At 71.5% G+C, this 11,543-nt stretch carries 12 protein-coding genes; 10 read left to right on the top strand and 2 right to left on the bottom strand.

What is annotated here, in order from left to right; translation table 11 throughout:
* Positions 1-130: 130 nt before the first annotated feature.
* Together ACFU8Q_RS32970 and ACFU8Q_RS32965 are read left to right on the top strand one after the other, a co-directional pair.
* The gene (locus tag ACFU8Q_RS32970) at positions 131-547 is read left to right on the top strand and encodes an SsgA family sporulation/cell division regulator (RefSeq protein WP_384461220.1); all 417 of its coding nucleotides are present in this window, start codon (positions 131-133) and stop codon (positions 545-547) included.
* Positions 548-801: 254 nt separating this feature from the next.
* The gene (locus ACFU8Q_RS32965) at positions 802-2,010 is read left to right on the top strand and encodes a hypothetical protein (protein ID WP_384461217.1); all 1,209 of its coding nucleotides are present in this window, start codon (positions 802-804) and stop codon (positions 2,008-2,010) included.
* Between the two features lie 371 nt (positions 2,011-2,381).
* Here the strand turns inward: ACFU8Q_RS32965 and ACFU8Q_RS32960 are convergent, their stop codons facing one another.
* Positions 2,382-2,777 (bottom strand): zinc-binding dehydrogenase, encoded by a 396-nt coding sequence (locus ACFU8Q_RS32960; RefSeq protein ID WP_384461214.1) that lies wholly within the window; start codon positions 2,775-2,777, stop codon positions 2,382-2,384.
* On the bottom strand, positions 2,774-3,244 hold the full coding sequence (locus ACFU8Q_RS32955) for a MarR family winged helix-turn-helix transcriptional regulator (RefSeq protein WP_384461211.1): 471 nt from the start codon (positions 3,242-3,244) through the stop codon (positions 2,774-2,776). The genes ACFU8Q_RS32960 and ACFU8Q_RS32955 overlap by 4 nt, the downstream gene beginning before the upstream one ends.
* A gap of 149 nt (positions 3,245-3,393) precedes the next feature.
* Here ACFU8Q_RS32955 and ACFU8Q_RS32950 point away from each other — a divergent pair, with 149 nt between their 5' ends.
* From ACFU8Q_RS32950 to ACFU8Q_RS32915, 8 genes are all read left to right on the top strand, one after another.
* A complete protein-coding gene (locus ACFU8Q_RS32950; protein ID WP_384461209.1) occupies positions 3,394-4,605 on the top strand; it encodes an MFS transporter in 1,212 nt (403 codons plus the stop codon).
* A 92-nt stretch (positions 4,606-4,697) separates the two neighbouring features.
* Complete coding sequence (locus tag ACFU8Q_RS32945) at positions 4,698-5,120, top strand: heme-binding protein (protein ID WP_384461206.1); 423 nt, start codon at positions 4,698-4,700, stop codon at positions 5,118-5,120.
* Positions 5,120-5,476 carry a nuclear transport factor 2 family protein gene (locus ACFU8Q_RS32940; RefSeq protein WP_382298194.1) on the top strand — a complete coding sequence of 119 codons (357 nt, stop codon included), beginning with the start codon at positions 5,120-5,122 and terminating at the stop codon, positions 5,474-5,476. Before ACFU8Q_RS32945 ends, ACFU8Q_RS32940 begins: the two co-directional genes overlap by 1 nt.
* A gap of 15 nt (positions 5,477-5,491) precedes the next feature.
* On the top strand, positions 5,492-6,322 hold the full coding sequence (locus ACFU8Q_RS32935; protein ID WP_384461203.1) for an aldo/keto reductase: 831 nt from the start codon (positions 5,492-5,494) through the stop codon (positions 6,320-6,322).
* A gap of 771 nt (positions 6,323-7,093) precedes the next feature.
* Positions 7,094-8,104 carry an aldo/keto reductase gene (locus ACFU8Q_RS32930; RefSeq protein ID WP_384461199.1) on the top strand — a complete coding sequence of 337 codons (1,011 nt, stop codon included), beginning with the start codon at positions 7,094-7,096 and terminating at the stop codon, positions 8,102-8,104.
* Between the two features lie 65 nt (positions 8,105-8,169).
* Entirely contained in the window at positions 8,170-8,589 is a 420-nt protein-coding gene (locus ACFU8Q_RS32925) for an SRPBCC family protein (RefSeq protein WP_384461196.1), read from the top strand.
* Between the two features lie 648 nt (positions 8,590-9,237).
* A complete protein-coding gene (locus tag ACFU8Q_RS32920) occupies positions 9,238-9,771 on the top strand; it encodes a DUF6879 family protein (RefSeq protein ID WP_384461194.1) in 534 nt (177 codons plus the stop codon).
* 183 nt (positions 9,772-9,954) lie between these two features.
* A partial coding sequence (locus tag ACFU8Q_RS32915) for a BTAD domain-containing putative transcriptional regulator (protein ID WP_384461191.1) occupies positions 9,955-11,543 on the top strand: 1,589 nt, incomplete at its 3' end.

The raw sequence follows: 11,543 nt of genomic DNA, 5'->3' as shown, positions 1-11,543 counted from the left end.
GTGTCATGGCCGCTCAAGGGACAGCAACGGCCATGACACCGCATGCCGCCCCCGCGCCCCGCGCGAAGGCCCCGCAATCACCGCCACCAGAGCCCAGGCGCCGCCCCGGCCCCCGAACCAACACAAAGCCATGATCACTTGCGTAGACCACATGCTCGACATGGAGCTCGTGTCGCCCCTGGGCGCACGGCTCCCGGTACCAGCCCACCTGCTGTACAGGTCGCAGGACCCGCTGGTGGTGGAGTTCCTCTTCCATGACCTCGTCCGAGGCCCCGTACTCTGGGTCATCTCACGCGAGCTGCTCGCCCGGGGAATGCTGGCACCCAGCGGAGAGGGCGACGTGCGGGTACAACCCACCGGGGCCGGCCCAAATGCCCTCCTGCACCTTCTCCTGACTTCTCCTGGCGGCTCCGCCCACCTCATCACTCCGCTCCCGGCCCTCAAGCATTGGCTGCTGCGCACCTACCAGCTGGTGCCCGCCGCCCAGGAGGCCGAGGCACTGGACCTGGACAGCCACCTCGACCGGTTCCTGAACGGGGCGTCCTGAACGTACCCGCCGCGAGGACCGGGCCCGGGTGAGACTCCTCCGCCCGAGACTGCACCGGACTCCCTGCACCGGGACCGCATCGTGCCGGGGCCGCTGTCGTACGACAGCCCATCGTCGCGGCAAGGGCATCACCGTTCCGGGCCGCAGGGCCTCAAGGCCGCCGAGCGCTCCGCGAACAGGGGGCGTCGGCGGCTGCCGATCGGATGAGCGGCGCAGCGCCGTCGCGGATGAAGGATGAAGCAGGAGCCGAAAGCATGACAGCACACGTCCTCGCGCGAGGTCAGGCCGTCGCCGTGTGGTGGCGGAACGCGGGTCGGGCCTGGTGGCCGCCGCGAGTCGTCCGGTCGGTATGGCTTGCGGCGATACGGTCCGCGACGATACGGCCGGCAGTGGTACGGACGGCCAAGGTCCTGATCGCGACCCTCCTGGCCTGGCAGGCCGCTTCGTGGTGGTTGCCGCGGGAGCAGCGGTATCTCGCCGTGGCCACCGCGCTGGCCATGGTCAGCGCCCCCACCGTCTATCGGTCGGTGACGCAGGCGCTGCGCAGCGTGGGCGCCCGGGCGGCCGGGCTGGCGGTGGCCGTGGCCGTCATGTGGCTGCTGGGCCCGGCTGCGGGGAGCGCCGCCGTCATCCCGGCGATCGCGCTGGTCGTGGCCGGGCGGCGGGGGTCGGACGGCCGTCTGCAGGTCGCCTCGACGGCGGTGCTGGCCCTGGCCGCGGCGACGGCCGTTCCCGTGGGCCATGTGGTCGCGCTGACCCTTGCGACGCTGACCGGAGCGGCGGTGGGGATCGCGGTGAACGCCGTCGTCCTGCCGCCCGTGCACCTGAGCGCCTCCGACTCCGCGGTACGCGGTCTGGCCGTGGCCATGGGGGAGCTGCTCGTCGACATGGGCCGCGGGCTGAGGGAACGGCAACACGCCGACCGTGCGCACACCTGGCTGGAGAAGGGCAGACGCCTGGAGGACCTGGCGGTGCGGGCGCACGAGGACGTCCGTGAGAGTCAGGAGAGCCTGCGCTGGAACACTCGGTGCGTCGTCGTACGCGGACGACGCGAGCTGTCGGGCCACGGCGAGGCCCTGCGGGCTTTGCACCGGATCACCTTCCAGGTCCGCGGCATCGCCCGGACGCTGGCCGACGCCGTCGACGATCACCGCCTGGGGCAGATGTTCCTCGACCGCTACGCGGCGACCCTGGATGCGGCGGGTGGGGCGGTGACGTGCTTCGCCACCCCCGGCCCGGCCGAGGGTCCGGCCGAGGACGACGCCCGCGAGCGACTGCGCCGGGCCATCGACGACGCCGCCGCGTGGCACACGATGATGACCGGCGAGATCGAGCGGGGCACACTGACCGAGCCGGGCGCCTGGCACGTGTACGGATCACTGATGACCGACGCCGAACGTCTGCTCGCCGACCTCGACCGCGCGCCCCGCCTCGCCGTGACCCCGCAGACCTCCCACCCGTAGACAAACGGTCCCGGCCGCCGCGCCCATCCCTCGCGGCGGTGCTGTGTCCGGGCGGGACGCAGGCCGTGGACGTGGCGCTGCTGCTCGCGGAGATGACCGTCCCGCACCCGGCCCAGCGCGGACAGTGTTCCGCGGCACGGAGCGTTACCTCCGTGGCACGACCCCGTGCGGTGACGCTCGTGGTCGGACTTCGACGCGGCGCGTGAGGGAAGCCTGTGACGGCTTCCCCGGCGACGACCACACGTCACCGCGGCCGACGTCACCCCCGATGAAGCCGCCCACCGGGCACCGACGGACTTCTCGGCGCCGGGCCCGTTCACCTGTGTCCGGCCTCGGTGACGGGGCCGGACACACACGACGACCGGGACACCTCAGCCGTTCGCCACGGACAGCACGAGCTTGCCGCGCGTGTGTCCCCGGGCGTTCGAGCGCCAGTCTTGCGCCGCTTCGGCGAGGGGGAGCACTCGTTCGACGTGCACGGCCGACTTCCCCGCCTCGGCAAGGCCGGCGAGCGCCGCGACGTCTGCCGAGTCCGGGCGGACCCATACGTAGTGGCCGCCCTGCTCGGCAGCCTTGGGGGCGGCGATGGACGCGAGCCGGTCCGGTCGCCCGAGCAGGCGCAGTGACGTATCCACGGCGTCCGCGCCGACGAAGTCGAGGGCCGCGTCGATGCCTTCGGGTGCCAGCCGTGCGACACGGTCGTCGAGTCCGGGGCCGTAGGTCACGGGTTCCGCGCCCAGCTTCCGCAGGAAGTCGATCGCTTTCATTCGGCGATCGGCGCCGGCGTCCGCGCGGTTTCGACGGTGCGCACCAGAGGTTCCAGCCGGGGGTCCTCGGCGGCTTCCTGCAGTGCCGCACGCAGGGCCGCCTCGTTCGTCGGGCGGGCTTCGCCCAACAGCTTGAGGCCGGCCTCGGTGACGTCGGTGTAGATCCCGCGCCGGTCGGTGGGGCACAGGTAGCGCTCCAGGAGTCCGCGGTCCTCGAGGCGGGTGACCAGGCGGGTCGTCGCGCTCTGGCTGAGCACGACGGAGTCGGCGACCTGCTTCATCTGCAGGTGTCCGCCCTCCCCGTCGTGCTGGCGGCCGAGGACGTCGAGGAGCGAGTACTCGCGCACGCTCAGGCCATGACCGGCCTGCAGGGCGCGTTCGAGGTGGGACTCGATCTTTCCGTGCAGCAGAGACAGCGCGCACCAGCCCTGAGCCAGGGCGGTGAGCGCGGGGGCAGTAGCAGTCAACGGGGGGCTCCTTCTTCGGGCCGTCCCCTCAATTGTTGCACACGACAATACATGCACACTCCTTCAGTGCGCGCTTGCCTTATCCAGCGCGTGCAACTATTGTCCTGTGACGTAAGCGCCCAACGCAAGTACTTGGAAGGTAGCTCCCCATGCCTCTCGCGCTCCTGGCTCTCGCCATCGGGGCCTTCGGGATCGGCACCACCGAATTCGTGATCATGGGCGTGCTGCCCCAGGTCGCAGGCGACTTCGGCGTGACCATCCCGGCCGCCGGCTGGCTGGTCTCCGGCTACGCCCTGGGCGTCGTGTTCGGCGCGCCGCTCCTGACCGTTCTCGGCACCAAGGTGTCCCGCAAGAAGATGCTGATGTTCCTGATGACGCTGTTCGTCATCGGCAACGCGCTGTCCGCCATCGCACCGAGCTTCGGCGTCATGCTCATCGGCCGGATCGTGGCCTCCCTGGCGCACGGCGCGTTCTTCGGCATCGGTTCCGTGGTCGCAGCCGGCCTTGTCGCTCCGGAGAAGAAGGCCTCGGCCATCTCCCTGATGTTCATGGGCCTGACCGTGGCCAACATCGTCGGTGTCCCCGGCGGTACGTACATCGGCCAGACCGCCGGCTGGCGCGTCACGTTCGTCATCGTCGCCGCGCTCGGCGTCATCGGCTTCCTCGGCGTCGCCAAGCTGGTGCCCGAGATGGGCCGACCCGATTCGGTGACCGTACGCACCGAGTTCGCCGCATTCCGCAATGTGCAGGTGTGGCTGGCCATGGCCATGACCGTCCTCGGCTACGGCGGTGTCTTCGCCGCCATCACCTACATCACCCCGATGATGACCGAGGTGGCCGGCTACACCGAGGGCGCGGTGACCTGGCTGCTCGTCCTCTTCGGTATCGGCATGTTCCTGGGCAACCTCCTCGGCGGCAAGTTCGCCGACCGCAGGCTCATGCCGATGCTCCTCACCACCCTCGCGGCCCTCACCGCCGCGCTGCTGCTGTTCACCGCAACCGCCCACAACAAGGTGCTGGCCGCGATCACCCTCTCCCTGATCGGCGCCCTCGGCTTCGCGACCGTCCCGCCGCTGCAGAAGTGGGTGCTCGACCAGGCCTCGGCCGCTCCGACCCTGGCATCCGCCGCCAACATCGGCGCCTTCAACCTCGGCAACGCCCTCGCGGCCTGGCTCGGCGGTGTCGTGATCGCCGCGGGCCTCGGCTACACCTCCCCCAACTGGGTCGGCGCCATCCTCTCCGGCACAGCCCTGCTGCTCGCCCTTCTCGCCGCCCGCCTCCACCGCCGTACCCGCACCGCCGAACGCGTCGTCGCAGGGTCCGTCGGGCGCCGGAGCACGCCGGAAACCGTCCTGCACTGACCTGGACGCGCCACCGCAGCCCGAGCCTTCCCACCCACACCCGATCCCCCATCCGATCCCCACCCGATCCCCCATCCGCGAAGGAATCCGTCATGAGCACCACCGTCCCCGTCGCCCCGATGACCACGCAGGACGCCGAGGTCCTCGTCACCGCCGCGCGCCGCGCCGCCGACGCCGCGGGAGTCACCGTGAGCGTCACCGTCCTGGACGCGGGCGGGCACCTGCTCGCCTTCCGCCGCGACGACCGGGCAGTGCTGATCTCCGGCGAGACCAGCACCCGCAAGGCCTACACCGCCCTGCAGCTCGACGCGCCGACCGCCGACCTCGTCGACCTCGTCAAGCCCGAGGGGCCGTTCCACTCCCTGCCCACCGCGCTCGACAAGCCGCTGCTGTTCATCCCCGGCGGCGTCCCCGTCCACCGCGACGGCCACCTCATCGGCGCCATCGGCGTCGGCGGCGGCGCCCCCGAACAGGACCACGGCTTCGCCATCGCGGCCGTCGAGGAGCTGTCCTGATGTCCCGCACCCCGCAGGAAGTCTTCGCCGACCACGGGAAGCGGCTCGGCACCGGGGACCTCGACCTGATCACCGCGAACTACACCGAGGACGCCGTCTTCGTCACCCCTGAGGGAACCCTGACGGGCCACCAGGGCGTACGGGAGGGAATCGGCCGTCTCCTGGCCGATCTCCCCGACGCCGACTGGCAGTTGACTCCGCGGTTCGCCGGAAACGTGCTGTTCCTGCAGTGGACCGCCACCACCGCCACCCACGAGGTCACCGACGGCGTCGACACGTTCGTCTTCCGTGACGGTCTCATCGGCGCCCAGACCGTCCGCTACACCCTCTCCACCCGTACGACCCGTACCGTCTGAAAGGCCACACGCACCATGGCACCGTCCGTCATCCCCACCGTCACCCTCAACAACGGCGTCGAGATCCCTCAGCTCGGCTTCGGCGTCTTCCAGGTCCCCGACGACCGGACCACCGCCGCGGTGAGCTCCGCCCTGGAGGCCGGTTACCGCAGCATCGACACCGCCGCGATCTACGGCAACGAGACCGGCGTCGGCCGCGCCCTCGCCGCCTCCGGGATCGCCCGCGAGGAGCTGTTCGTCACCACCAAACTGTGGAACGCCGACCAGGGCTACGACGCCACCCTGCGGGCCTTCGACGCCAGCCTCGCCAAGCTGGGCCTGGACCACCTCGACCTGTACCTGATCCACTGGCCGACCCCGGCCCGCGACCTGTACCGCGAGTCCTGGAAGGCCATCGAGAAGCTCGTCGCCGAGGGGCGGGTCCGCGCCGCGGGCGTGTCCAACTTCCAGCCCGCGCACCTCGACCGGCTCATCGCCGGCTCCGAGCTGGTCCCGGCGGTCAACCAGATCGAGCTGCACCCCGGCCTCCAGCAGAGTGAGCTGCGCGCCGTCCACGCCCAGCACGGCATCGCCACCGAGGCGTGGAGCCCGCTGGCGCAGGGCGCCGTCCTCAAGGACGAGGCGATCACCACGATCGCCGCCCGCCACGGCAAGTCACCCGCCCAGGTCGTCCTGCGCTGGCACCTCCAGCTCGGCAACGTCGTCATCCCCAAGTCGGTGACGCCCGCCCGCATCCGCGAGAACCTCGACGTCTTCGACTTCACCCTCACCGACGACGAGATGGCCACCATCGCCACCCTCGACCGCGACCTGCGCACCGGCCCCCACCCGGACGAGCTCAACTGACCCTTGCGACCGGCCCGGACGGGGCGGCGTTCCGCGCCGTCCCGCCGGGTTGCCACGGCTGACGCGGGCGTGGACGGCAGGTCCCGCCCGGGCGAGCCCGAACTCGAACTCCGTACCTCCGCGCCACCTGCGCGTCGCCCCGCGCCGTCGCTGCTCTTTCGAAAGTTGTGTCTGCCATGTCCGTCGCCCCCACCGCCCTGGACCGGCTCGTGAACGCCGACGCGTCCGGCAACACGATCGGCAGCACGGCCCCGGCGCAGGGCCGTTGCGGACGACAAGGCCGACGCGCTCGACCGCCATGGCGCCTTCCTGCTGGGCGAGGGGCGGTGTGGTTCCTTCTCCGGGATGCGCTCCGGCCGGGAGCCTCGGCGACGCGCGCGGCGTTCTCCCCGGGATGCGGTGCGGCCATCGTCGGCGCGGGCGGGCGGTCGTCGTGCGGACGCCTTCGGCTTGCAAGCCCTCGTGTCGGGTGAGGGTGATGGCAGGGGAGGCCTGTGCCTCATGGGCCTGCCACACCGAGCCCGGATCGACCGGCCCCGGTGTGGCAGCCACTTGCATTACCTAGCGTCTGCAATTATTGTTCTTACCCGTAAGGCGCTTCTGCATTTATCTGCGCCGAACACCTTGGCTCCGGCAGGACGCCACCGTGCATCCACTGCCACGACTCCGCCGGCAGAGCCGCCAACCGCAAAGGCATCCGTTCACTCATGCCTCACCCCCGCGCCGGGGACGCCGTCGCACCCCGGCACCACTGATCGAAAAGGCACCGTCATGTCCCTCGAGGAAATCCTTCCCGGCAAGCTCGGCTTCGGCACCGCCCCGCTCGGCAACATGTTCCGCGCGATCCCCGACGAGGAGGCCGCCGCGACCGTCGAGGCCGCCTGGGACCAGGGCATCCGCTACTACGACACCGCCCCGTTCTACGGCGCCGGCCTCTCGGAGTCCCGCCTGGGCGAGGTCCTGTCCACCAAGCCCCGCGACGCCTACGTCCTGTCGACCAAGGTCGGCCGCGTCATCCTCGACGAACTGGAGGAGGGCGCCCGCGACCTCGGCGAGAAGGGCGGCCTGTTCGAGCACGGCAACCCCAACAAGATGCTCCACGTGTGGACCGCCGAGGCCACCGAGCGTTCCATCGAGGACAGCCTCAAGCGACTCGGCACCGACCGGCTCGACATCGTCTGGGTCCACGACATCGCCCAGGACTTCCACGGCGACCTGTGGCTGCAGAAGTTCGAGGAGGCCCGCACCGGAGCCTTCCGCGTCCTGTCCCGGCTGCGCGACGAGGGCGTCATCAAGGCCTGGGGCCTCGGCGTCAACCGCACCGAGCCCATCGAGCTGACCCTCGCCCTCGACGAGCCGCAGCCGGACGGCTTCCTCCTCGCCGGCCGCTACACCCTCCTCGACCACGAGCACGCCCTCCAGCGCCTGCTCCCGATGGCCCAGGAACAGAACGTCGACATGGTCGTCGGCGGCCCCTACAGCTCCGGCGTCCTCGCCGGCGGCACCCACTTCGAGTACCAGCAGGCCCCGCCGGAGATCGTCGAGAAGGTTTCCCGCCTGAAGGCCCTGGCCCAGAAGCACGGCGTCTCCATCAAGGCCGCCGCCCTCCAGTTCTCCCTCGCCCACCCGGTCGCCGCCGCCGCCGTCCCCGGCGCCACCCGCCCGAGCCGGATCGCCGAGGACATCGCCGCCCTGAACGAGACCGTCCCGGCCGCGTTCTGGCACGAGCTGCGCACCGCCGGCCTGGTCAGCCCGGCCGCCCCGCTGCCCCACGGCGCCTGACCCCCACGGCGCCTGGCCCCCACCCCGAAACCCCCACCACAGCACCAGGATCCAGGAGAAAAATCATGGCTTCCACCTCCGTCAGCCGCATAGTGCCCGCCTCCCCCGACAAGGTCTGGAGCCTCATCGGCGGCTTCGACGCCCTGCCCGACTGGCTCCCCTACATCCCCGAGAGCACCCCGCTCGAAGGCGGCCGCGTCCGCCGGCTGACCAACCCGGACGGCGAAGTCATCATCGAGCGCCTCGTGGACTTCAACGAGGCCGAGCGCCACTACAGCTACGCCATCCTCCAGGCCCCGTTCCCGGTCAACGGCTACGTCTCCACCATCCGGGTCCACACCGTCCCCGGCCGCGACGACATCGCCGAGGTCCAGTGGTCCGGCCGCTTCAACCCCGACAACGCCACCGACGACGAAGTCACCGACCTCTTCACCGGCATCTACCGCGACGGCCTCGACGCACTCCACAAGGCCCTCACGGCCTGACACCGGGGCCATCCATCGCAAGGCCCCACCGCGCAGCCCGGGTACGCACCCCGCATACCCGGGCTGCGGTGTGCCCGGGTCGCACAGTGAGAGCTCAGGGGGCCCAGGCCGCGCTTTCGTGGAGCGGGGCAGGTCGGCGAAGAAGCGCGTCTTGCTCGTGCGGTTCAACCGCTCGATGCCGCCCTTGTGGCGGGCACTGCGTACCCGGTGCACCGGCACCCCTCAGCAGGCCGAAGGCCCGTCGGACGGTCTTGGACAGGAAGTCGGCGCCGCCGTCGACGCGCACCAGGTGCGGCAGTCCGCCGACCGGGCCGTAGGGGCAGCGTCGTCAGACCCGGCGGCTTCTCCCCCGCCGCCACGGCCACCTGAACCAGGTGCTCATGAGCGCGTTTCACGTTGCCCTGATAGTCAGCGAGGACATCACAGACGGCTTCCAGGAGTCGGCGGTGCGGGCCTGAGTACCCGCAGGCGAGGTGCGCACACCTGGTCCGGTGAGCGCGAGAAGGGCCGCGCGGCTCCTGCCGGACCGGTCCTCGAGCCCGGTTCTAGGCCGGACCGCTCAACTGGGGGCAAGGCCTGGAAGTCGGCTCCACAAGGTCGTCCGACGACTCAGCCGCGGCCTGATCTGTTCTCGGATTGGAGATTCGCATGTCGAGCAACTTCCCGGCCTTCGCCGAACTGATCGCGCAAACCAAGCACTCCGCCGTGCACCTGGAGATGCGCGACATCTACACCCCCAAGGGCCCGGTCTTCGTCGACTGGCAAAAGGGCCTCCCGATCGAGTACGACCGGCACAGCGACTGGGTCGAGCTGGTGCAGGAGGCGGTCAAGCGCGGCATCGACTGGCGGCGCGCGCGGATCGTGTCCGAGCCGGTGACCGACTTCATCCAGTACGAGTGGGAGACCACCACGATCGTCAACGTGCCCGCCGGCGAGAAGGTGCGCTGGCTGCCGCGGCAGCGGGCCTCGGAGCTGCTGCTGCCGGGCAACGACTTCTGGGTGTTCGACGACACCCTGCTGCGCTGGACGAACTTCCACGGCGACGGCTCCTGGGGCCCGCACGAGTTCTCCGAGGACCCCAAGCTGATCCGCCGGTGCAAGGAGGCGTTCGAGGCGGTCTGGGAACGCGCCATCGACCACGCCGACTACACCCCGCAGCGCAAGGAGCCGGCGACGGCCTGAGTCCGCCACCCCGCCCAGAAGCCCAGCACGCAGCATCCGTCACCCGCCACCGTGGAGTCGCTCGCGGGGCGGGTGACGCGCGCTGCCCGCCGACCGGGGCCGGCGCGGCAGAGCGGAAATCAAGGGGCGCTGCACCGGCCGGAGTTAGTTTTCCGGACACTGAAGGGATACGGGTGATCTTCGATGGAGCTCCGGATACTGGGATCGATAGAACTCTGGACAGGCAGCGCGCTGGCCGATCTCGGCCCCGCACGTCAACGCAGCATCCTCGGCGTCCTGCTGGTCGATCCGGAACGGCCGGTGCCACTGGAGTCCCTCGTCGACCGTGTATGGGGAGACCGGCCGCCCGCGGGGGTCCGCAACGTCGTCCACACCTACATCACCCGGCTGCGCCGGGCGCTCGCCCGCGCCTCGGCCGAGTTGCCCGAGCCGATCGGCCTGGTCCGGACCCCGGCCGGCTACCAGGTCTCGACCGATCCCGGCACCGTGGACCTGGTACGGTTCCGCCGGCTGCTCAAAAGCGCCCAGCAGCAGGGCCTCGGCAACCAGGAACGCAGCACGCTGCTCCAGCAGGCGCTGCACATGTGGCGGGGCGACGCGCTCGGCGGCATGCAGAGCGACTGGGCGGCCCGGCTCCGGGAGACGCTGCGGCAGCTGCACCACGAGGCGCTCAGCCAGTGGGCGGACGCCGAGATCCGCCTCGAGCGCCCCGGCGCCGTCCTCGCGGAACTACGCGCCGCGCTGCTGACCGACCCGCTCTCCGAACAGCTCTGCGAGCGCCTGATGCTCGCGCTCTACCTGGAGGGACGCAGCGTCGACGCCCTCGAGTACTACCAGTCGATGCGCCGGCTGATCGCCAAGGAACTCGGCACGGATCCGTCGCGGCGGCTGCAGCGGCTGTACGAGACGATCCTGCGCGGCGAGGCGGCCGACCCCGCACCGCCGCCCGAGCGCGGCGGCGGCGACCCGCACGGCGCCGTCACGCACGGCGTCGGCACGTTCCAGGTCCTCGCCCACCCCCGGCCCACCCCGCACATCCCGCAGATGCTCCCGCTCGACCTCCCCGACTTCACGGGGCGCGAACGCGAACTCGACGTGATCCAGCGGACCCTGACCCAGCCCACCGACTCGCAGCCGTCCGCGGTCGTGCTGGTCGGCGGGGGCGGCGTCGGCAAGACCGCGCTGGCCGTGCGCCTGGGGCACCGGCTGCGGTCCGCCTTCCCCGACGGGCAGCTGTACGCGGCGCTGCGCGGCAGCGGCACCCGGTCGGCGGACCCGCACGCGGTGATGGGCCGGCTGCTGCGCGTGCTGGGTACGGACCCCGACCGGCTCCCGGCCGACCCCGATGAGCGCGCCGAGGTCTACCGGCTGGCGCTCGCCGGGCGCCAGCTGCTGCTCACCCTCGACGACGCGGTCGACGACGAGCAGGTGCAGCCGCTGCTGCCGGGCAGCGCGGACACCGCGGTGCTGATCACCAGCAGAGGCCGGCTCAGCACGCCGCTCGGCGCCCGCGTTCTGCAGCTGCCGGACCTGCCGCACGGCCACAGTGTGCGGCTGCTGGCCCGGATGCTGGGCCCGGAACGGGTCAACCGGGAGCCGGCCGCGGCGGCCGCGATCGCGCGGTACTGCGGCGGGCTGCCCCTCGCCCTGCGTGCGGCGGCCGTACGGCTCAACACCCGCCCCCACTGGTCGCGGTGCCGCCACCCGGCGCGGCGCACCGCCCAGGGCCCGCGGGGGGGCGAGCTGGGGCACACCACGGCGCGCCGGCGGGG

Origin of the sequence: Streptomyces sp. NPDC057543, from assembly GCF_042801895.1 — a bacterium.
Lineage (GTDB): Bacteria > Actinomycetota > Actinomycetes > Streptomycetales > Streptomycetaceae > Streptomyces.
The sequence above is the reverse complement of the archived record's forward strand: the minus strand, read 5'-3'. Positions and strand labels throughout refer to the sequence as shown.